This is a genomic window from Massilia haematophila (assembly GCF_042647645.1).
Lineage (GTDB): Bacteria > Pseudomonadota > Gammaproteobacteria > Burkholderiales > Burkholderiaceae_D > Telluria > Telluria haematophila.
The window spans coordinates 3,037,178-3,057,666 of sequence record NZ_JBHRVV010000001.1 but is presented as its reverse complement, the minus strand read 5'-3'; the positions used below and the strand labels follow the sequence as shown (position 1 = coordinate 3,057,666).

The window sequence follows — 20,489 nt, the reverse complement described above, 5'->3', positions numbered from 1 at the left end:
AACCGCCATGCCGGGAGCCGACATGGCGGTTGCTGTACTGCTGCTTACGCGAAACGGCGTGCTTCGCCGGCGCCGAACAGGTTGGCCACGCAGCGGCCGCACAGGCCGGCGTGCTCGTGGTTGTGGCCGACGTCGCGGCGGTAGTGCCAGCAGCGCTCGCACTTTTCCGCTTCCGACGGGGTCACGCTCACCGCCTCGTTGGCGGCGTCGTCGACCTTCTCGACGCTCGCCTGCGAGGTGATGAAGACGAACTTCAGGTCGTCGTCCAGGCTGGCCAGCAAATCGTACTTGTCGCCGGCGGCGCGGATCGCCAGTTCCGCCTGCAGCGAGGAGCCGATGGCGCCGGAAGCGCGCACTTCCTCGAGCTGCTTGGTGACATCCGCGCGTACTTCGCGCAGCGCCGCGTACTTGGCCAGCAGCGCGTCGCCATCCGCCAGCTCCGGGAAGCTCCACAGGGTTTGCGTGAAGATGGTCTCGTCGCTGTCGGCAAAGGCCTGCTGGCCGGCGAACACGGCCCAGGCTTCCTCGGCGGTGAAGGACAGGATCGGCGCCATCACGCGCAGCAGGGAATGCGCGATGTGCCACAGCGCGGTCTGGGCCGAGCGGCGGGCCAGGGAATCGACGCCGCTGGTGTACAGGCGGTCCTTCAGGATGTCGAGGTAGAAGCCGCCCAGGTCTTCCGAGCAGAAGTTCTGCAGGCGCGCGACCACCGGGTGGAACTCGTAGCGTTCGAAGTGGGCGCCGATGTCGCGCTGCAGGCGCGCGGTCTCGGCCAGCGCGTAGCGGTCGATCTCGAACATCTCGGCGACCGGCACGGCATTCTTCGCCGGATCGAAGTCCGAGGTGTTCGCCAGCAGGAAGCGCAGGGTGTTGCGGATGCGGCGGTAGGCTTCCGTCACGCGCTTGAGGATCTCTTCGCTGATCGCCAGTTCGCCCGTGTAGTCGGTCGAGGCCACCCACAGGCGCAGGATGTCGGCGCCGAGCGTGTCGGAGATCTTCTGCGGCGCCAGCGTGTTGCCGAGCGACTTGGACATCTTCTTGCCGTTCTCGTCGACCGTGAAGCCGTGGGTCAGCAGCGCTTTATAAGGAGGAACCCCGTTCAGCATCGACGAGGTCAGCAGCGACGAATGGAACCAGCCGCGGTGCTGGTCCGAGCCTTCCAGGTAGAGGTCGGCCGGGAAGGCGGACTGCTCCTTGTGCGAGCCGCGCAGCACGGTCTCGTGCGTCGTGCCCGAGTCGAACCAGACGTCGAGCGTGTCCTTGTTCTTCTCGTAGAGGTCGGCCTCAATACCCAGCAGTTCGCGCGGGTCGAGCGCCTGCCAGGCATCGATGCCCTTCTGTTCGATCAGTTTCGCGACCTGCTCCAGCAGTTCCGGGGTGCGCGGATGCAGCTCGCCCGTTTCCTTGTGGATGAAGAAGGCCATCGGCACGCCCCACTGGCGCTGGCGCGACAGGGTCCAGTCCGGACGGTTGGCGATCATGCCGTGCAGGCGCGCCTGGCCCCAGTCCGGGAAGAACTGCGTTTTCTCGATGCCGGCCAGCGCGGTTTCGCGCAGGGTAGCACCGCCGTCCTTCGGCGTGATGTCCATGCCGGCGAACCACTGGCTGGTCGCGCGGTAGACGATCGGGGTCTTGTGGCGCCAGCAGTGCATGTAGCTGTGGTCGAACATCTTGAGTTCGAACAGGGCGCCGGCGGCGCGCAGGGCGTCGCAGATCGGACGCGAAGCCTCCCAGATATTCATGCCGCCGAACAGCGGCAGCGTCGACGCATAGTCGCCATTGCCCATCACCGGTTTCAGGATCTGGTCGTCCTTCATGCCGTGCGCCTTGCAGGACTGGAAGTCTTCCAGACCGTAGGCCGGAGCCGAGTGCACCACGCCGGTGCCGCTGTCGGTGGTCACGTAGTCGGCCAGGTAGACCGGCGAGGTGCGGTCGTAGAACGGATCGGCGGCGTGCAGCGGGTGCTTGAAGCGGATCTCCGACAGCTTTTCGCCGACCGTGGTGGCGATCACCTGGCCTTCGAGCTTGTAGCGCTGCAGGACCGACTCAGCCAGGTCCTGGGCGACGAGCAGCAGCAGCGGTTGACCGTCACGCTCGGTCTGCACCAGCGCGTAGCTCACTTCCGGATGCACGTTCAGGGCCTGGTTCGACGGGATGGTCCACGGCGTCGTGGTCCAGATCACGATGAAGCCGTTCGTGGTCGGCAGTTGCGCGAGACCGAAGGCGGCCGCGACTTTCTCTGGCTCCGCGAACGGGAAACCGACGTCGATCGCCGGGTCGCGCTTGTCCTGGTATTCGACTTCGGCTTCTGCCAGCGCCGAACCGCAATCGAAGCACCAGTTGACCGGCTTCAGGCCGCGGTAGACATAACCCTTGTCGAGCAGCTTGCCGAGGGCGCGCAGTTCGTCGGCCTCGTTACCGTAGGCCATGGTCAGGTAGGGGTTGTCCCATTCGCCCAGCACGCCCAGGCGGATGAAGCCGGCGCGCTGGCGGTCGATCTGTTCGAGGGCATAGGCGCGGGCTTTCTGCAGCACCTCGGCGGTCGGTAGGTTCTTGCCGAACTGTTTTTCGATCTGGATCTCGATTGGCATGCCGTGGCAGTCCCAGCCCGGCACGTAGGGCGCGTCGAAGCCGCTCATGGTGCGCGACTTGACGACCATGTCCTTCAGGATCTTGTTGACGGCGTGGCCCAGGTGGATGTCGCCGTTCGCATACGGCGGACCGTCGTGCAGGATGAACTTCGGACGGCCGGCCGCCGCCTTGCGGATGCGCTGGTAGATCTTCTTGTCCTGCCATTGCTTGACCCAGCCCGGTTCGCGCTTGGCGAGGTCGCCGCGCATCGGGAAGGCGGTATCGGTCATGTTGACCGGATATTTGCTTTCAGGCTTCTTCGCGCCTTTCTGGGCAGGCGCATTCTGGACGGGTTTGCTGTTTTCGGACATATGTTTCTTCAAGAGGAGTGTTCGGGAGTGGCCAGCCAGGGGCGGCCGCGCAAGCGTGGTGGCCTGCGCGTCAAATTCGGTCGGTGGCGGTCAGGGCGCCGGCGCGGCTGGCCGCGCCGCAGCCGGCGGGGGCATCGCGGCGGGCGTCGCGCGCCGCGAACCAGGCGCGCGCCTGCTCGGCATCGCGGTGGATGGCCGCGGTCAGGGTGTCGAGGTCGACGTATTTTTCCTCGTCGCGCAGCTTCTGCAGGAATTCGACGCGCACCAGCTTGCCGTAGCAGGGCTGGGCGTAGTCGAAGATGTGCACTTCGAGCAGCATGCGGCCGGCGTCCTCGACGGTCGGGCGCACGCCCAGGCTGGCGACCGCCGGCAGCGGGCCGTCGGCCAGGCCATGCACCTGGACCACGAAGATGCCCTGCAGGGCGGGACGGTGCATGACGCGCAGGTTCAGCGTCGGAAAGCCCAGCGTGCGGCCGAGCTTCTGGCCATGGATCACGTGGCCGGAGATGGAATACGGGTGGCCGAGCAGGGCGCCGGTGGCGTCGAGGTCGCCGGCGGCCAGGGTAGCGCGCACGGCCGAGGAGGAAATCCGCTGTTCGCCTTCGAGCACGGTGGGCAGGGTTTCGACGTGGAAGCCGTGGCGCTTGCCCGCTTCGACCAGCATGGCGACGTTGCCGGCGCGCCGGGCGCCATAGCAGAAGTCCTCGCCCACCATCAGCCATTTCACGTGCAGGCCCTCGACCAGCACGCGCTCGGTGAATTCTTCCGGCGACATCGCCGCGAAATGCTCGTTGAAGTGTTCGACGATGACGCGGTCGATGCCGCCGTTTTCCAGTGCCTCGAGCTTGTCGCGCAGGTTGGCGATGCGTGCCGGGGCGCGGCTGAGATCCCCGCTGCGGCGCGCAAAATATTCGCGCGGATGGGGCTCGAAGGTCATCACGGCCGCTTCCAGCCCGAGGCTGTCGGCTGCCGCCCGCACGCGCGCAAGCAATGCCTGGTGGCCGCGGTGGACACCGTCGAAGTTGCCGATCGTGAGGGCGCAAGGGGCACGCGCCTGGTCGTTGGGAAGTCCGCGAAATACCTTCATTGGTTCAGAGTGCCGCTGGGTGGCTGCACGTCAATCCAGGGTGAAATACCTGATTATACGGTAAAGGCTTGTTGCACAGCGGAAGAGCAGGCCAGGGTTGGCGGGGACGGGGACGTTGGCCAAAAAAAACGCCGCCCGGAGGGGGCGGCGTTTTCAGGCGCGGGAACGCGGGAATCAGGCCAGTGGCTTGTTGATGGCCATGATCCAGTAGCGGGCCAGGTCGGCGGTGCCTTCCTTGCCGCTCACGGTACGCAGCGTGCTGATCGCCTGCTGCTTCTTGCCGGCCACGGCATAGGCTTCGCCCAGGCGCAGCTTGGCTTCGTCGGCATAGCGCAGGCCGCCCGCCTTGATCGCGGCTTCCATCATCTTCAGGCCCTTGTCGGCCTGGCCGGACTGCACCAGGCTGTAACCCAGGGCGACCAGGCTGTCGTTGTCCTTGGCGGCCGTGTATTCGGCTTCCAGGGCGGCAAAGCCCTTGTTCTGGTCGGCCAGGTTCTTCTCGGCCAGGTCCTTCAGGCGCTTGTGGCGTTCGGCATCCGGGCCGGTGCCCAGGGCGCCGCTCTTGTAGCCCTTGTCGATGACCTTCAGGGCTTCGGCCGGGGCCTTCGCCTGCAGCACGAGCTGGGCCATTTCCATGAACTCGCTCGGCTTCTTCATCAGGTTGTTCGCCAGCTTCAGGCGGTAGACGTCCACCGCCAGGCGGCCGGAGAAGCCCGGTTTGCCCTGGACGCGGTTCAGCAGGTCATTCCAGTACTGGGCCTTCGGGTAGTTGGCGGCCAGTTTCTCGATGGTGTTGACGTAGCCGACCTTGTCGTTCTTCTTGAGCTGGATGTTGGCCAGCATGCCGAGCATGTCTTCGTTCATGCGGCCCGACTTCTCGGCGGCGCGCAACTCGGTTTCCAGGGCAGCGATGTTGCCCTGCTTGTAATAGTTCTGCAGCAAATAGGCGCGCAGTTTCGGATCGTCGCGGTCCTTGAGCTGGCGCTGGATGGCTTCGTTCGCCTTGTTCAGGTCGCCCGCGCGCATGTAGATGCCGATCAAGCCTTCCGAGAACTGGCTGCGCTCGCTGGCCGACAGCTTGCCCGAAGCGATCAGGGCTTCGAAGGCCTTGGCGGCGGTATCGTAGTCACCGGCCGACGATGCTGCCGAGGCGCGCACGCGCTCGATCAGGAAGCTTTCGTTGGCGGTCTTGTTGGCGACCTTGTCCGCTTCGCGCAGTTTTGCCAGGGCATCCTTGTGCTTGCCCTGTTTCATCAACGCCTGGGCTGCCTGCAGCGGCTTGCCGATCTCGGCGCGCACGGCTTCCGCCGCGTGGGCAGGGGCCAGGCCAATGACAGGGGTGGCTGCGGTGAAGCCGAGGGCGGCCAGTGCGAGGCCGAGGTGTGCGAGACGGAATTTGCTCATGTGTCGAAAATCCTCTTTGAAAATGGACACGGCAGGGAAACCCTGCCGTGTTGGTCAAACCTGGTGCGGTTACTGGAACTGCTCGTTACCGACCATGCCGATCTTGGTGACGCCGAGACGCTGGGCGGTAGCCATGACACCGGCAACAACCTTGTACTCGACCAGCTTGTTCGGACGCAGATGCACTTCCGGCTGGTTGGGCTGGGCTGCCACTTCATTCATCTTGGCTTCCAGGGTCGCACGATCCTGGACTACCTGGCCGTCCCAGAGAACGGTGCCGTCGAAGTCCACGTCGATCGTCACAACCCGGGGTTCTTCCGTCTGCGGCGGCGGGGTGCCAACCGGCATGTTCAGATTGACCGAGTGGTTTTGCTTCGGAATCGTGATGATCAGCATAATGATCAGAACGAGCAGGACGTCGATCAGCGGCGTCATGTTCATTTCCATCATCGGTTCCGGATCAGCTCCTTTGGCGGAGCCTGAACCTACGTTCATACCCATGGTGTTTCCTTTTCAAATGTTGGGGTCGCGGTCGCAAACCGGGCCGAAGCCCGGTTTGCGGGGAAGCTTTATCAGCCGCCCTTATCAGGTGGTTCGATGACGAAACCGACCTTCTGTACCCCAGCACGTTGTGCCGTGTAGATCACCCGACCGATCGATTCGTAGCGCGTTTCTTGGTCGCCACGAACTTTCACTGCAGGCTGCGGCACCTTCACCGACTGCTCCGCGAGGAACTTGAACAGCTCGTCCGTATTCGCGATGCGGGTCTGGTTCCAGTACATCTCGCCGTCTTTGTTGACGGTGATGTTGATGTCTTCCGGCGCAGTCTTGGTGACCTGGTTCGTTTCTGCCGGCAGATTCACCTTTTGCAGCTGCAGGACCACCGGGCTGGTGATCAGGAAGATGATCAGAAGAACCAACATGATGTCGACGAGCGGCGTCGTGTTGATTTCTGACATCACGGCATCATCATCTCCGGAATCGGAGCCGACACTCATTCCCATAATTTATCCAATCTAGTCTTTGTGAAGACAGCCTGAATTAGCCGATCTTCTTGGCCGACGAAGCAGCGCGAGCGGCTTCCGAGGTCGACATGGCGCCCGATACCAGGACCGAGTGCACGTCGGCGCTGAACGAACGGATGTCTTCCATTGCGGTCTTGTTACGACGGACCAGCCAGTTGTAGCCCAGAACGGCCGGAACTGCAACGAACAGACCGAAGGCGGTCATGATCAGTGCTTCACCCACCGGACCTGCAACCTTGTCGATCGAAGCGTTACCCGACATACCGATGTTGGTCAGTGCGTTGTAGATGCCCCAGACGGTACCGAACAGACCGATGAACGGCGAGGTCGAACCAACGGTTGCCAGGAACGACAGGCCATCTTGCAGGCGCGACTGGACGCGGTCCACGGCGCGCTGGATCTGCATGGTCACCCAGGTCGACAGGTCGATCTGCTCGAGCAGGGCGCCGTCGTGGTGCTGGGTTGCCTTGGTGCCGGTTTCAGCGATGAAGCGGAACGGCGAACCTTCTTTCAGCTGGGCCGAGCCGGCTGCGATCGAGTTGGCTTTCCAGAACTTCTGCGAAGTTTCCTTCGACTGGCGCATGATCTTCGACTGGTCGATCAGCTTGGTGATGATGATGTACCACGAACCCATCGACATCAGCGACAGGATGATGATGGTGCCCTTGTTGACGAAGTCGCCTTCTTCCCACATGGCCTGGAAGCCGTACGGGTTGTGGACTTCTTCCTTGTCGCCAGCGGCGGCGGCCGGAGCGGCGTCGCCTGCCGGAGCAGCGGCTGCGTCAGCTGCCGGAGCGGCTGCTGCGTCGGCCGGAGCGGTTGCCGCCGGAGCTTCTGCGCCTGCTGCCGGAGCGTCGGCGAAGGCCGGTGCCGACACCAGGGCCGATGCCGCCGTAACCGAGAACAGGACAGCCGCCAGAACAGCGGACAAACGGGTATTCTTAAACATGCTTCCTCCAGAAATATAAAATAGACAGTTCGCTGATCTAAACGACAACGAAAATCATAATGTGAGACGGTGCTCTGTCTCGGTTTATTGGTCCAGCGACCAGACGTACTGAACTGGAGCCCATGACTGCTGAGGCTGACCATTGACGACGGCCGGCTTGAAGCGGCACTTGCCGATGGCTGCCTGAGCTGCCCTGTCCAGATCACGCGAACCACTCGACTTCGTGATCTTGGAGTCGATTGCGCGGCCGTCGACGCCGATCAGGAACGAAAGCGTGGTCGTACCTTCTTCTTCGTTACGTGCTGCCGATTTCGGATATTCCGGTTTGGCGCAGCTGCTGAAGTCCGCGACTGCCGGGGTGCTGACCGGGCCTGCTGCCGGTGCCGGTGGTGCCGGCGGGGCAGGTGGAGCCGGAGGCGCCAGGCTCGTCGTCGGCGGCGGCGTGTTCGTCGCGGCTGCAATCGTGTTCTGCGGCGGCGGCGGTTGCTGTACCTGTACCTCGACCGGCGGGATGAACGGCGGCGGCGGTGCCTTCATTTCCGGCGGCGGCGGCGGCGGCGGGGTTTCCGGTGGTGGCGGCGGCTTCACCTCCTCGATCAGCTTGGTTTCCACTGCTTCCTGTACCTTCGTGATCACCTTCGTACCGAGACCATTGATGATCCCCCAGGCGACCAGGACGTGCAACAGGACCACAATGGTGATACCAGTGAGATTCTTCCCCGGTTCCTTCTCATGTGAAAAATTCATGCCTGCTTTCTCCAATACCAACTCTTTTTGTTGCTACTAAACCCACAAAACACGACGAAAAGACAAGGCCGCATCCGGGACATCGGCGAATTATACCTACGAATTCTTTTTTGCACAGGTATTTTTAGGGCCCTCAAACGCTCGTAACTGCCTGTAAATCCAAGCAATACAGCTCATCCGAACGCACTCCTGTTGTGCAAAAAAGCGCACCTAAAAGCGAGTAAAAATTACAAGATTGCAGCTAAGTACTTGCCCTACTGTAGAACATCTGGAAAGACCCACGCGTTTACCAAATTTTGCACGCCGAATTTGCCACTTGGCAAATATCATATAGTGCAATGCTGAGCTTTTCGCAAACTATAGCCAGTTTCGGGGAATGGAGGCGTGCGGTAGATAACACAGCCGGAGGGGACACGGGGCATGCGTATGAGCCCGGGTGATAGGAAGACGATTTCTTGATATGGCTCAGTGAAGAGCTTGCTTACGGACACGTCTAGACAGCATTTCGTGCCCGTAAGCAATTTACCGGCTGCGCTTATTAACGATTGCGCTTTTCGCGCCGGCATTCCAGGAAGCTGACCACGTGGCCGCTCGTATCCATGGTCTCAAGACGTACGTCGAAGCCCCACAGGCGGGCGACGTGCTTGAGCACTTCCTGCGCCTGGCCATTGAGCGGGCGGCGCTGGAACTGGGTATGGCGCAGGGTCAGGGCGCGGTCGTCGCGCGTATTGACCTGCCAGACCTGGATGTTGGGTTCGCGGTTGCCGATATTGTATTGCTCGGCAAGCTGCTGGCGCACGTAACGGTAGCCGGCCTCGTCGTGGATCGCGGAAATCGTCAGCTTGTCGCTGCGGTCGTCGTCGAGTACGGCGAAGAAGTGGAAGTCGCGGATCAGCTTGGGCGACAGGTACTGGGCGATGAAGCTTTCGTCCTTGAAGTTGCGCATTGCGAAGTCTAGCGTCTTGATCCAGTCACTGCCGGCAATGTCGGGGAACCAGGCGCGGTCTTCCTCGGTCGGTTTCTCGCAGATGCGGCGGATGTCACTCATCATCGCGAATCCGAGGGCATACGGATTGATGCCGGAGTAATAAGGGCTGGTCGCCGCCGGCTGGAACACGACGTTGGTATGGCTTTGCAGGAACTCGAGCATGAAGCCGTCGCCGACGATCCCCTCTTTATATAGTTGCTGCAGGATCGTGTAGTGCCAGAAGGTGGCCCAGCCTTCGTTCATGACCTGGGTTTGCCGCTGCGGGTAGAAGTATTGCGAGATCTTGCGGGTGATGCGCACCAGTTCGCGCTGCCAGGGTTCGAGCAGCGGCGCATACTTCTCTATAAAGTACAGCAGGTTTTCCTCGGGCTCGAGCGGAAAGCGCGGCGGCGGCGCATCGCGCTCCTGCTCTTCGCGCCGCGGCACGGTACGCCACAGGGCATTCACCTGCGACTGCGCATACTCTTCGCGCTCTTTCTGGCGCGCCGCCTCCTGGGCCACCGACAGTTTCGCCGGCCGCTTGTAGCGGTCCACGCCATAGTTCTGGATCGCGTGGCAGGAGTCGAGCAATTCCTCGACCGCATCGATGCCGTAGCGCTGCTCGCATTCGGCAATATAGTTCTTGGCAAACACCATGTAGTCGACGATGGCTTCGGCGTCGGTCCAGGTGCGGAACAGGTAATTGCCTTTAAAGAAAGAGTTGTGGCCATAGGCCGCGTGGGCGATGACCAGTGCCTGCATCGTCAGGCTGTTTTCCTCCATCAGGTAGGCGATGCAGGGATTCGAATTGATGACGATTTCGTAGGCCAGGCCCATCTGGCCGCGCTTGTAGCTCTTTTCCGTCGTCAGGAAATGCTTGCCGAACGACCAGTGGTTATAGGACACCGGCATGCCGACCGAGGTGTAGGCGTCCATCATCTGCTCGGCGGTGATGATTTCGAGCTGGTTGGGGTAGGTGTCGAGACCGAACTGGCGGGCGACCCGGCGGATTTCTTCGTGCGCCTGTTCGATCAGGTCGAAGGTCCACTCCGACTGTTCGGGCAGGGCGCGGGGATTGGTACGATCGTCTGGCATATGCGTCCCTCTATATATAGTAGGGCTTACTTCGGCTGTTTCTTGAACAGCTCGCGGAAGACCGGATAGATGTCGGCCGGCGTCACGATTTTCTGCATCGCGAAGTTACTGTGGTGCGAGGCGACTTCGGTGTATTGCTCCCACAGGTTCTGTGGCGGTCCGTCGGTGATTTCGACATAGGTGTAATACTGGACCTTCGGCATGATGCCGTTGGTCAGCAACTGCTTGCACAGCACGGAATCGTTGTCCCAGTTGTCGCCGTCCGAGGCCTGGGCCACGTAGGTGTTCCAGTCGGAGCTGGCGTAGCGCTCGCCGATGACCTTTTGCAGCAGGTGCAGGGCCGAGGACACCACGGTGCCGCCCGATTCGCGCGAGTGGAAGAATTCTTCCTCGTCGACTTCGGCCGCGGCCGTGTGGTGGCGGATGAAGACGACATCGATGTGTTCGTACACACGTTTCAGGAACAGGTAGAGCAGGATGAAGAAGCGCTTGGCCGTGTCCTTGCGCGTTTCGTCCATCGAGCCGGAAACGTCCATGATGCAGAACATCACCGCCTGGGTGCTGGGCTTCGGCACCTTGATGCGGTTGCTGTAGCGCAGGTCGAACGGATCGATGAAGGGAATCGCGTTGATGCGCGTATGGTAATGGTGGATCTTGCGCCGCAGTTCGACGACGCGCGGGTCGCTCTCCGGCACTTCCTGTTCCTGCAGTTCCTGCAATTCCTGTTCGGCGAGCGCGAGCTGGCGCCGGCTCGGTCCGCCGACGGCAATGCGTCGGCCGAGCGCGCCGCGCAGCGAGCGCAGCACGTGGATGTTCGAGGGTGTGCCCGAGACGTTGTAGCCGGCCCGCTGGGTCTTGAAGTCGATGGTCTGGGTCAGTTGGGTCTTGACCATGTTCGGGAGTTCAAGATCTTCGAAGAAGTAGTTCATGAACTCTTCACGCGACAGCTCGAAGATGAAGTCGTCCTCGACCGTCTGTTCGCTGTTGCCGGAACGACCGCGTCCGGAGCCGCCGCCGCCACTGCGCGGGCGGTTGAACTGGTCGCCTTTCTGGTATTCGGTATTCCCGGGGTTGACGGTTTCCCACACGCCGCCATGGGCGTGGCCGAAGTGGGGTTCGTTGACGTCCTTGACCGGGATCGATACCTTTTCGCCGTTCTCGATGTCGGTGATCGAGCGGCCCTTGATCGCGCGGCCGACCGCATCCTTGATTTGCGCCTTGTAGCGGCGCAGGAAGCGTTCGCGGTTGACCGCGGACTTGTTCTTGCCCTGCAAGCGTCGGTCGATGAGGTAAGTCAAAACATGCCTCCTGCTCAAATTCGCGGCGGACCGGATGCTGCCCCGGTCCCCCTATCTTAATCCTCCCCGTGCGCACGCGGGGCGCGCACGGCTGGCAGGGTCGCCAAAAATGCGCGGAACCGGACCTTGCATGCTTCCCGGCAGCGCCTGACGGTTCCCGCCAGCACCGAGGCGGCCGGTGGAGGCGCGCGGTCCTGCCGTCCCGCGCAACCCGGCCTGGCTCAATGGCCTTGCTTACGAGGATTTCCTCACGCGCAGATACCATTCGCACAGCAGGCGTACCTGTTTGGCCGTGTAGCCTTTTTCGACCATGCGCGCAACGAAGTCGGCGTGCTTGGTCGCGTCCTCGGCACTGGCCTTGGCGTTGAACGAAATAACGGGCAGAAGTTCCTCGGTGTTCGAGAACATTTTCTTCTCGATGACGGTGCGGAACTTCTCGTAGCTGGTCCACGCCGGGTTCTTGCCGCCGTTGGTGGCGCGGGCGCGCAGGCCGAAGTTGACGATCTCGTTGCGGAAATCCTTCGGATTCGAGATGCCGGCCGGCTTCTCGATCTTCTCCAGCTCGGCGTTCAGCGCTTCGCGGTCGAAGCTCTCGCCGGTGTCCGGGTCGCGGAACTCCTGGTCCTGGATCCAGAAGTCGGCGAAGGTCACGTAGCGGTCGAAGATGTTCTGGCCATACTCGGAATAGCTTTCCAGGTAGGCGGTCTGGATTTCCTTGCCGATGAAGTCGACATAGCGCTGCGCCAGGTGCTCCTTGATATAGGAGTGGTAGCGCTGCTCGAGTTCTGGCGGGAACTGCTCGCGCTCGATCTGCTGTTCGAGCACGTAGAGCAGGTGCACCGGGTTGGCCGCCACTTCGGTGTTGTCGAAGTTGAAGACCTTCGACAGGATCTTGAAAGCGAAGCGGGTCGACAATCCGTTCATGCCTTCGTCCACGCCGGCGTAGTCGACGTATTCGTGCAGCGACTTGGCCTTCGGATCGGTGTCCTTCAAATTTTCGCCGTCGTAGACCAGCATCTTCGAGAAGATGCTCGAGTTTTCCGGATCTTTCAGGCGCGACAGGATCGCGAACTGCGCCATCATGCGCAGGGTGCCCGGTGCGCAGGGCGCCCTTTCGAGCGAGGAATTGCGAATCAGCTTGTCGTAGATCTTAATCTCGTCGGACACGCGCAGGCAGTAGGGCACCTTGACGATATAAATGCGGTCAAGGAAAGCCTCGTTGTTGCGGTTGTTGCGGAAGCTCTTCCACTCCGATTCGTTCGAGTGCGCCAGGATGATGCCCTCGAAGGGAATCGCGCCGAAGCCTTCGGTACCCTTGTAGTTGCCTTCCTGGGTGGCGGTCAGCAGCGGGTGCAGCACCTTGATCGGCGCCTTGAACATCTCGACGAATTCCATCAGGCCCTGGTTCGCCAGGCACAGGCCGCCGGAATAGCTGTAGGCGTCCGGATCGTCCTGGGAATAGTCTTCGAGCTTGCGGATGTCGACTTTGCCGACCAGCGAGGAAATGTCCTGGTTGTTCTCGTCGCCCGGCTCGGTCTTCGAGATGGCGATCTGCTTGAGGACCGAGGGGTAGCGCTTGACCACGCGGAACTTGTTGATGTCGCCGCCGAACTCGTGCAGGCGCTTGACCGCCCACGGGCTCGGGATGGCGCGCAGGTAGCGGCGTGGAATGCCGTAGTCCTCCTCGAGGATGACGCCGTCTTCCTCTTCGTTGAACAGGCCCAGCGGCGACTCGTTCACGGGCGAACCCTTGATCGCGTAGAAGGGCACCTGTTCCATCAGGTGCTTGAGCTTTTCGGCAATCGAGGACTTGCCGCCGCCGACAGGTCCCAGCAGATACAGGATCTGCTTGCGTTCCTCCAGCCCTTGCGCGGCATGGCGGAAGTAGGAGACCACCTGTTCGATGACTTCCTCCATCCCGTAGAACTCCTTGAACGCGGGATAGATTTTGATGACCTTGTTGGCGAAGATGCGCGACAGCCGTGGGTCGAGGCGGGTATCGACGAGCGTGGGTTCCCCGATGGCAGCGAGCATGCGTTCCGGCGCGCTGGCGTAGGTCAGCGGATCCTTCTTGCACAGGGCAAGGTACTCGGAGAGGGAATATTCTTCTTCGCGGGTACGCTCATAACGGGCTGCGTAGTTGTCAAAAATGGTCATGTGCATGTCCTTTAGTTTGCTAACAACGATCACTGTCACGACAGTCCGAGCGATGTCGGCTGCCCAGGCCCCGTTTTTTTCTTGGCGTACTTCCTTTATTGGCGGGTCGCCCTGGTAGCGCCGCGGTGGCGGCGATTCAGGCGGGTCATTCTTGTTCTAAGAGCGCCTAACAAAATCTCCATGGCTGCGTTGCATCGTCTCGCCGTACACGCGTACTGTCTTCGACGCTGCGCCTTGCCCTGAAGATTTTGTTAGGCGCTCTACGGCTCGTGGCCGAAGTTCCCAGGCTCGTGGCCGGAATTTCCATGGTAATCGGAGGGTCTTCTTGTATTTCTGAAATTTATTATGTGCCTATTGGTTCTCGAAGTCAAAGCAGTTCGTATGTACTGTCGCGTTACTGCTAAGTCGTTGATTTTTGGTTAAAAATTGCCAATTGACGGTAGGGCGCAGGTGCGCCGGAACACGTCGAACATGGCGCGGCCCGGGAGCCAGAATACGCCGTTTTTCTTTATCTTTACTGCTGGGTTGGCAAAGCCCTGAATCGATAGTGCACGATATGCGCTGCTGGTGGCGCACGCGATTCGCATACCGATTCGCCGATCGCCTGCGCCTTCTCCTCCAATGAAACGAGGTCCGACGGCATGCGGTACACTGCACGGTCTAGCCCCATCCATCGACTTCCAGCCGGAGAGAAAAACATGCTGACCGAGCAGCTGCGCCATACGATTCAACAGATGCCGAAAGCAGAATTGCACATCCACATCGAAGGTTCGCTGGAACCCGAGCTGATCTTTGCGCTGGCGCAAAGGAATGGGGTGTCGCTGGCCTATCCCTCGGTCGAGGCGTTGCGTCAGGCCTACGCTTTTACCGACTTGCAGTCCTTTCTCGATATCTATTACGCGGGCGCCAGCGTACTGCTGACCGAGCAGGATTTCTACGACATGACCGCGGCCTACTTGCGCAAAGCCGCGGACGACAATGTCCGGCATGCCGAGATCTTCTTCGATCCCCAGACCCACACCGCGCGCGGCGTGCCTTTCGAGACCGTCGTCAACGGCATCTGGCGCGCCTGCCAGGACGGGCCGATCAGCGCTTCGCTGATCATGTGCTTCCTGCGCCACCTGTCGGAAGAAGAAGCCATCGCCACGCTGGAGGAGGCGCTCCCTTACCGCGACAAGTTCATCGGCGTCGGTCTCGATTCCTCCGAGCTCGGCCACCCGCCGGAAAAATTCGCGCGCGTGTTCGAGCGTGCGCGCCAGCTCGGCCTGCGCCTCGTGGCGCATGCGGGCGAGGAGGGGCCGCCGGCCTACATCGACAGCGCGCTCGACATCCTCAATGTCGAACGCATCGACCACGGCGTGCGCTGCCTGGAGAGCCCGGAGCTGGTCGAGCGCCTGGTGCGCGAGCAGATGGCGCTGACCGTGTGCCCGCTGTCGAACATCAAGCTGCGCGTGTTCGACGTCATGGGCTCGCACAACCTGCGCACCCTGCTCGACAAGGGACTGGCCGTCACCGTCAACTCGGACGACCCGGCCTATTTCGGCGGCTACATGAACGACAATTTCGTCGCCGCCTTCGAGGCCTTGCCGCTGGACGAATCGCATGCGCGCCAGCTGGCGCGCAACAGTTTCGCCGCCGCCTTCCTCGAACCGGAACAGAAGCGCGCCTTCCTGGCCGAGGTCGACCGCTTCTTCGCCAGCGCGCACGCTGCCTGACCGGGAGACGTCCGTGCTGATCCAGTCCCTCCGCATGACCGCGCGCGACTGGCGCGCGGGCGAACTGCGCTTCCTGCTGGTGGCGCTGATCGTTGCCGTCTCCGCGCTCTCCTCGGTCGGCTTCTTCATCGACCGCATGCGCGCCGGCCTGAACCGCGACGCCAACCAGCTGCTCGGCGCCGACCTGGTCATCAATGCCGACCAGCCGGTCGCCGCCGCCTGGCGCGCGGAAGCCCAGCGGCGCGGGCTGCTGCTGGCCGACACGGTCACCTTCCCCAGCATGGCGCAAGGCGGGGAGGGCGAGGATTCGCAGGCCCAGCTGGCGTCGATCAAGGCGGTCTCCGCCGGCTACCCGCTGCGCGGCGAACTGCGCATCACGACCGATCCCGAGGATGCGAGCCAGGCACTGGGCACGAAGACGCAGGCGATCCCCACGCCCGGCACGGTCTGGGTCGATGCCAACCTGCTGCCGGCGATCGGCGTCAAGGTCGGCGGGACCCTGCAGCTGGGCGACCGCCGCTTCACGATCGCCCAACTGGTCGCGGCCGAGCCGGACCGCGGCGCCTCGTTCGCCAACTTCGCGCCGCGCGTGCTGCTCAACGCCGCCGACCTGGAATCGACCGGCCTGGTCGACAACTTCGCGCGCGTGACCTACCGCGTGCAGGTGGCGGCGCCCTCGAAGAACGACTTCGCGCGCGTGAAAGACTTCGACGGCTGGCTGCGCGAGCGCATCGAGCGCGACAACGTCAAGGGCGTGCGCCTCGAGTCGCTGGAAAACGGCCGCCCCGAGATGCGCGCCACCCTGGACCGCGCCGACCGCTTCCTGTCCCTGGTCGGCCTGCTGTCGGCGATGCTGGCGGCGGTCGCCGTGGCGATGGCGGCGCGCCGCTTCATGCAGCGCCACCTCGACGCCTGCGCCATGCTGCGCTGCCTGGGCATGACCCAGAACCAGGTCGGCGCCATGTACCTGATCGAGTTCGCGCTGGTCGGCCTGGCCGGCAGCCTGCTCGGGGTGCTGGTCGGTTTCGGCGCCCACTTCGTCCTGCTCGAATTGATCGGCACCCTGCTGCCGGCCGACCTGCCGCCTGTTTCTCCGCTGCCGGCGCTGCAGGGCATCGCCACCGGCATGCTGCTGCTGGTCGGCTTCGCGCTGCCGCCGGTGCTGCAACTGCGTAACGTCCCGCACAACCGCGTGATCCGGCGCGAGCAGGCCGCGCCCCAGCCGATGGCGCTGGCCACCTATGGCCTCGGCACCGGCGTCTTCGTCGCGCTGCTGCTGTGGCAGGCGGGCGACCCCAAGCTGGCCTTGACCACCGCCGGCGGCTTCCTGGGCGGCTTCGCCGTGTTCGCGCTGGTCGCCTGGCTCGGCCTGCGCCTGCTGCGCCGCCTGCGCGGCGCCTTTGCCCACCAGGGCTGGCGCTTCGCGGTCACCTCGCTGCAGCGCCGTCCCGGCGCCACCGTGGTGCAGGTGGTGTCGCTGGCGCTGGGCCTGATGGCGCTGCTGCTGCTGACCGTGGTGCGCGGCGACCTGGTCGCTGCCTGGGAGCGCGCAACGCCCGAGAATGCGCCGAACCGCTTCATCATCAACGTGCTGCCCGACCAGAAGCAGGGCGTCGAAGACCGGCTGCGCCAGGCCGGCGTGCAGGCGCCGGTGCTCTATCCGATGATCCGCGGCCGCCTGACCGCCGTCAACGGCAAGCCGGTGACCGCCGACACCTATGCCAGCGACGACGCGCGCCGCCTGGCCAACCGCGAATTCAACCTGTCGACGATGGCCGAGCCGCCGGCGGAAAACGAGATCGTCGCCGGCAAGTGGTACCTTGATGCGCCGGGCGTGGCCGAAGCCTCGGTCGAGCAGGGCATCGCCCGCACGCTCGGCCTGAAGCTCGGCGACGTGATGCGCTTCGACATGGCGGGCCTGGCGGTGGACGCCAAGGTCACCAGCCTGCGCAAGGTGGAGTGGGGTTCGATGCGCGCCAACTTCTTCGTCATCATCAACCCGCAGGCGATGGCGAATGCGCCGGCAACCTACATGACCGCCTTCCACCTGCCCGAGCGCGGCGCCAACCTGGCCAGCCAGCTCTCGCGCGCCTATCCGAACCTGACCGTGATCGACGTCAGCGGCATCATCCGCCAAGTGCAGGAAGTGGTCGACCAGGTCGTGGTGGCGGTCGAGTTCCTGTTCCTGTTCACGCTCGCCTCGGGCGTGCTGGTGCTGTACGCGGCCCTGATGGGATCGCAGGCCGAGCGCACCCGCGAGGCCGGCCTGCTGCGCGCGCTGGGCGCCACCCGCAAGCAGCTGGCGCAAGCCCAGCGCATCGAGTTCATGCTGGTCGGGGGACTGGCCGGTTTGCTGGCCGCGAGCGGCGCGGCGGCGCTCGGCTGGGCGCTGGCGGAGTACCAGTTCAAGTTCCCCTGGACCTTCGAGCCGGGCGTCTGGATGGCCGGCATCACGGCCGGCGTGGCCTGCGCGCTGGTGGGCGGCTGGTTCGGCCTGCGCAGCGTGCTGCGCCAGCCGCCGCTGCAGACGCTGCGCGAGGCGGGCTGACCATATTCATCGTTCACGCGTGGGCACGAAGTGCCCACGCTACGTTATGATGACGGGATGTCCGAGAACCAAACCCTGTACGAAATCATCGGCGGCGAAAGCCGCCTGCGCGAACTGGTCGACCGCTTCTACGACCTGATGGAACTGGAGCCGGAATTCGCCGGCATCCACGCGATGCATCCCAAGCCGAACGACAGCTCGCGCGAGAAGCTCTTTATGTTCCTGTCCGGCTGGATGGGCGGGCCCGACCTGTTCATCGAACGCTACGGCCACCCGCGCCTGCGTGCGCGCCACCTGCCGTTCGCGATCGGCACCAAAGAGCGTGACCAGTGGCTGCGCGCGATGGCCTGGGCCATGGAAGACATCGGCATGGACGACGACCTGCGCCTGCGGCTGATGCAATCCTTCTACCAGACCGCCGACTGGATGCGCAACAAGGCCGACTGAGATGAGCACCCTCCAATTCGCGGTGATCGCGATCGCGCTGCTTGTCGTGATCGCGCTGCAGGTCCTGGTGCTGCTGCGCGGCCGCGGCCTCGGTGGTAACGGCAGCGGCGACGGCAACGGCCAGCAGTTCGAACGCGTCGAGCGCGAACTGCGGCTGGAACTGCAGCACAGCGCCCAGGCCACGCGCCAGGAACTCGCCGCCCACATGGCCCTGCACCAGGGGGCCACCGTCCAGCAACTGGACAGCATGCGCCAGCAGATGCAGCTGCACGCCGCCGGCGGGCGCGAGGAACAGGCGCGCGCTCTGAAGCGCTTCGCCGACACCCTGCAGCAGACCCTGGCAAACCTCACCGAATCGAACGCCCAGCGCATGCTGGAGGTGCGCGCCACGCTCGAGACCAAGATCCGCGACCTGCAGGTCGACAACGCCAAGCGCCTGGAAGAGATGCGCCAGACCGTCGACGAAAAGCTGCACACGACGCTGGAAACACGCCTGACCGAATCGTTCCGCCATGTGTCCGAACGCCTGGAGAAGGTGCACCAGGGCCTGGGCGAGATGCAGCAGCTGGCGATCGGCGTGGGCGACCTCAAGCGCGTGCTGACCAACGTGAAGACGCGCGGCACCTGGGGCGAGGTGCAGCTCGAGATGCTGCTCGAACAGGTGCTGACGGTGGACCAGTACGCGAAGAACGTCGAGACCGTGGCCGGCTCGAACGCCCGCGTCGAGTTCGCGATCAAGCTGCCGGGCGTGGTCGACGGGGGCCCGCCGCTGTGGCTGCCGATCGACGCCAAGTTCCCGAAGGAGCAGTACGAACGTTTGCTGGATGCCCAGGAACGTTCGGACGCCGAAGGTGTAGCCCGCTTCGGTGCCGAACTGGAACGCGCGGTGCGCGCCGAAGCGAAGACGATTTGCGAGAAATACGTGTCGCCGCCGCAGACGACCGACTTCGCGATCCTGTTCCTGCCGACCGAAGGCCTGTACGCCGAAGTGATGCGCCGCCCCGGCGTCGCCGACGACCTGCAGCGCACGCTGCGGGTGACGATCGCCGGCCCGTCGACGCTGACCGCGCTATTGAACAGCCTGCAGATGGGCTTCCGCACGCTGGCGCTGGAGAAGCGTTCCTCCGAAGTGTGGCAGGTGCTGGGCGCGGTGAAGACCGAATTCGCCAAGTTCGGCGACGTCCTGGCCGCCACCAAGGCGACCCTGGAAAAGGCGGCGAAGAACATCGAAAGCGCCGAAGTGCGCAGCCGCCAGATGGCGCGCAAGCTCAAGTCGGTCGAGGCGCTGCCGAGCGAGGCGGCGCAACTGATGCTGGGGCCGGATGGGATGGAGCGGGATGAATAGACCCGGTGCTCGCAATCGTAGGGTGGGCGCCCCGTGCCCACGCGGAATGTTGCGTTGACGCGGCCTGTTTTGGAATTGATGCGCAGGCTTTTCCTTGACGCGTCTCATCAACCACCACGTACATTAACAAACGGCTCTACGCGTTCTCTACAATGCGTGCCACTATGTCCCGCTATCGCCGCTCTCGCACTGGCTCCACCTATTTTTTCACGTTGGTGTCCTTCCGGCGAAATCCGATCCTATGCTTGCCGCCGATTCGCTCGGCATTGCGCCGAGCTATCGAAGACGTCCGTCAATCACGGCCATTTGAGATCGATGCTTGGGTGCTGATGCCCGACCACCTGCATTGCATCTGGACCCTGCCCGACGGCGATACTGACTATTCGACCCGCTGGGCAATCATCAAGAGCTCGGTCTCCAGATTTGCCTTGGTCTCCACGGTTTCAACCGGCGCCAGAAATCCGTCGCGTATCCAGCACCGCGATGCATCGATCTGGCAACGCCGTTTTCATGAACACCAGATCCGCGATGATCGCGATTTCGAACGCCATATGGACTACATCCATTTCAACCCGGTGCGGCATGGCCATGTGGCGAGTGCGGCGGATTGGCCGTATTCGACGTTTCATCGGTACGTAAAAAATGGTGTGTATCCGGCGGACTGGGGCGGGACGCCGCAGATGGAAGTGATGTGGATCGAGTAGAGCAGCAAGCCACAGACGTGGCAGCGGTCCGCATGCGTCACGCGTTGGCACGGGGCGCC

The 20,489-nt window shown here is 63.1% G+C and carries 15 protein-coding genes; 5 read left to right on the top strand and 10 right to left on the bottom strand.

Features of this window, described 5'->3' with window-relative positions; translation table 11 throughout:
• Positions 1 to 44: 44 nt before the first annotated feature.
• The 10 genes from ileS to ACFOPH_RS13535 all read right to left on the bottom strand — a co-directional run bounded on the left by ileS (position 45) and on the right by ACFOPH_RS13535 (position 13,671).
• Positions 45 to 2,942 carry an isoleucine--tRNA ligase gene (ileS, locus tag ACFOPH_RS13580; protein ID WP_379735795.1) on the bottom strand — a complete coding sequence of 966 codons (2,898 nt, stop codon included), beginning with the start codon at positions 2,940 to 2,942 and terminating at the stop codon, positions 45 to 47.
• Positions 2,943 to 3,012: 70 nt separating this feature from the next.
• On the bottom strand, positions 3,013 to 4,029 hold the full coding sequence (locus ACFOPH_RS13575) for a bifunctional riboflavin kinase/FAD synthetase (protein WP_379735793.1): 1,017 nt from the start codon (positions 4,027 to 4,029) through the stop codon (positions 3,013 to 3,015).
• Between the two features lie 174 nt (positions 4,030 to 4,203).
• Positions 4,204 to 5,433, bottom strand: coding sequence for a tetratricopeptide repeat protein (locus tag ACFOPH_RS13570; protein ID WP_312550429.1), 1,230 nt, complete (start codon positions 5,431 to 5,433; stop codon positions 4,204 to 4,206).
• A 69-nt stretch (positions 5,434 to 5,502) separates the two neighbouring features.
• Entirely contained in the window at positions 5,503 to 5,934 is a 432-nt protein-coding gene (locus ACFOPH_RS13565; protein WP_312550430.1) for an ExbD/TolR family protein, read from the bottom strand.
• Between the two features lie 71 nt (positions 5,935 to 6,005).
• Positions 6,006 to 6,437, bottom strand: a complete 432-nt coding sequence (locus ACFOPH_RS13560; RefSeq protein WP_312550431.1) for an ExbD/TolR family protein — start codon at positions 6,435 to 6,437, stop codon at positions 6,006 to 6,008.
• A 37-nt stretch (positions 6,438 to 6,474) separates the two neighbouring features.
• A complete protein-coding gene (locus tag ACFOPH_RS13555) occupies positions 6,475 to 7,407 on the bottom strand; it encodes a MotA/TolQ/ExbB proton channel family protein (RefSeq protein WP_312550432.1) in 933 nt (310 codons plus the stop codon).
• A gap of 84 nt (positions 7,408 to 7,491) precedes the next feature.
• Positions 7,492 to 8,154 carry an energy transducer TonB gene (locus ACFOPH_RS13550; protein WP_379737929.1) on the bottom strand — a complete coding sequence of 221 codons (663 nt, stop codon included), beginning with the start codon at positions 8,152 to 8,154 and terminating at the stop codon, positions 7,492 to 7,494.
• 538 nt (positions 8,155 to 8,692) lie between these two features.
• Complete coding sequence (locus tag ACFOPH_RS13545) at positions 8,693 to 10,216, bottom strand: SpoVR family protein (RefSeq protein WP_379735790.1); 1,524 nt, start codon at positions 10,214 to 10,216, stop codon at positions 8,693 to 8,695.
• A 26-nt stretch (positions 10,217 to 10,242) separates the two neighbouring features.
• Positions 10,243 to 11,514, bottom strand: a complete 1,272-nt coding sequence (locus ACFOPH_RS13540; protein WP_379735788.1) for a YeaH/YhbH family protein — start codon at positions 11,512 to 11,514, stop codon at positions 10,243 to 10,245.
• Positions 11,515 to 11,748: 234 nt separating this feature from the next.
• Entirely contained in the window at positions 11,749 to 13,671 is a 1,923-nt protein-coding gene (locus tag ACFOPH_RS13535; RefSeq protein WP_312550436.1) for a PrkA family serine protein kinase, read from the bottom strand.
• A gap of 698 nt (positions 13,672 to 14,369) precedes the next feature.
• On the opposite strand from ACFOPH_RS13535, the gene ACFOPH_RS13530 reads away from it, so the two are divergent.
• The 5 genes from ACFOPH_RS13530 (at position 14,370) to ACFOPH_RS13510 (ending at position 20,430) form a co-directional block, all read left to right on the top strand.
• Positions 14,370 to 15,386 carry an adenosine deaminase gene (locus ACFOPH_RS13530; RefSeq protein ID WP_379735786.1) on the top strand — a complete coding sequence of 339 codons (1,017 nt, stop codon included), beginning with the start codon at positions 14,370 to 14,372 and terminating at the stop codon, positions 15,384 to 15,386.
• Between the two features lie 13 nt (positions 15,387 to 15,399).
• The gene (locus ACFOPH_RS13525) at positions 15,400 to 17,934 is read left to right on the top strand and encodes an ABC transporter permease (RefSeq protein ID WP_379735784.1); all 2,535 of its coding nucleotides are present in this window, start codon (positions 15,400 to 15,402) and stop codon (positions 17,932 to 17,934) included.
• A 57-nt stretch (positions 17,935 to 17,991) separates the two neighbouring features.
• Positions 17,992 to 18,381, top strand: coding sequence for a group II truncated hemoglobin (locus ACFOPH_RS13520; protein ID WP_379735782.1), 390 nt, complete (start codon positions 17,992 to 17,994; stop codon positions 18,379 to 18,381).
• 1 nt (position 18,382) lies between these two features.
• Positions 18,383 to 19,726: a DNA recombination protein RmuC gene (gene rmuC, locus ACFOPH_RS13515; protein ID WP_379735780.1), complete on the top strand. Its 1,344-nt coding sequence runs from the start codon at positions 18,383 to 18,385 to the stop codon at positions 19,724 to 19,726.
• Between the two features lie 164 nt (positions 19,727 to 19,890).
• A complete protein-coding gene (locus tag ACFOPH_RS13510; protein ID WP_379735778.1) occupies positions 19,891 to 20,430 on the top strand; it encodes an REP-associated tyrosine transposase in 540 nt (179 codons plus the stop codon).
• Positions 20,431 to 20,489: the final 59 nt, after the last annotated feature.

Bases quoted from the DNA above. Each gene is read 5' to 3' on its own strand.
- ACFOPH_RS13545 (WP_379735790.1), bottom strand. From the start codon at position 10,216: ATGCCAGACGATCGTACCAATCCCCGCGCCCTGCCCGAACAGTCGGAG.
- ACFOPH_RS13555 (WP_312550432.1), bottom strand. From the start codon at position 7,407: ATGTTTAAGAATACCCGTTTGTCCGCTGTTCTGGCGGCTGTCCTGTTC.
- ACFOPH_RS13575 (WP_379735793.1), bottom strand. From the start codon at position 4,029: ATGAAGGTATTTCGCGGACTTCCCAACGACCAGGCGCGTGCCCCTTGC.
- ACFOPH_RS13560 (WP_312550431.1), bottom strand. From the start codon at position 6,437: ATGGGAATGAGTGTCGGCTCCGATTCCGGAGATGATGATGCCGTGATG.
- ACFOPH_RS13570 (WP_312550429.1), bottom strand. From the start codon at position 5,433: ATGAGCAAATTCCGTCTCGCACACCTCGGCCTCGCACTGGCCGCCCTC.
- ACFOPH_RS13510 (WP_379735778.1), top strand. From the start codon at position 19,891: ATGTCCCGCTATCGCCGCTCTCGCACTGGCTCCACCTATTTTTTCACG.
- ACFOPH_RS13530 (WP_379735786.1), top strand. From the start codon at position 14,370: ATGCTGACCGAGCAGCTGCGCCATACGATTCAACAGATGCCGAAAGCA.
- ACFOPH_RS13550 (WP_379737929.1), bottom strand. From the start codon at position 8,154: ATGAATTTTTCACATGAGAAGGAACCGGGGAAGAATCTCACTGGTATC.
- ACFOPH_RS13535 (WP_312550436.1), bottom strand. From the start codon at position 13,671: ATGACCATTTTTGACAACTACGCAGCCCGTTATGAGCGTACCCGCGAA.
- rmuC (WP_379735780.1), top strand. From the start codon at position 18,383: ATGAGCACCCTCCAATTCGCGGTGATCGCGATCGCGCTGCTTGTCGTG.
- ileS (WP_379735795.1), bottom strand. From the start codon at position 2,942: ATGTCCGAAAACAGCAAACCCGTCCAGAATGCGCCTGCCCAGAAAGGC.
- ACFOPH_RS13565 (WP_312550430.1), bottom strand. From the start codon at position 5,934: ATGGGTATGAACGTAGGTTCAGGCTCCGCCAAAGGAGCTGATCCGGAA.
- ACFOPH_RS13520 (WP_379735782.1), top strand. From the start codon at position 17,992: ATGTCCGAGAACCAAACCCTGTACGAAATCATCGGCGGCGAAAGCCGC.